The sequence below is a fragment of the Xenorhabdus miraniensis genome, assembly GCF_002632615.1.
In genome coordinates this window covers 1-491 of sequence record NZ_NITZ01000119.1, presented here as the reverse complement: position 1 = coordinate 491, position 491 = coordinate 1, and the positions used below count along the sequence as shown (strand labels likewise).

General features: G+C 54.2%; 1 protein-coding gene. It reads right to left on the bottom strand.

What is annotated here, in order from left to right; translation table 11 throughout:
• Positions 1–436, bottom strand: a 436-nt coding sequence (locus Xmir_RS22355) for a CHC2 zinc finger domain-containing protein (protein WP_244171030.1), incomplete at its 3' end; no start/stop codon positions are given.
• Positions 437–491: the final 55 nt, after the last annotated feature.

Below are 491 nucleotides of genomic sequence, written 5' to 3'. Positions count from 1 at the left end.
TAAGCCGCCGTTGGGTCAGATAGGCCTGCGCTTCCGGGGCATTCAGCAGCGTATGGTGATAGAACTCAACCCCCCGCGACAGCAGTGCCTGCTGCCCGGTCACATCACCGATCAGTTCCGGCGATTCAACCAGCGGCTCCACCGCCGGATTGCTGCCGAGCATCGCCCGCAACCGTTCACAGGCATGACGCAGGCTCAGATTCTCCGTCTTCATCACCCAGTCCAGCACCGACCCGCCCGCATCACAGCCAAAGCAATGATAGAGATTTTTCGCTGGCGTGATCACCATTGAGGGTGTTTTTTCCTCATGAAACGGGCACAGCACGATCCTGTCTTTACCGCGTTTAAAGAGCTGCCGCCCTTGCTGCTCGATAACGGCAACTAAGGGAACCGCGGATTTCAGGTGCTGTAATTCTGCTTCCGGGATGCGAGCCATATCAGATATCCTTACAAAATATTTTTTAATAAAGCATCGATGCTTGATAAGTTAG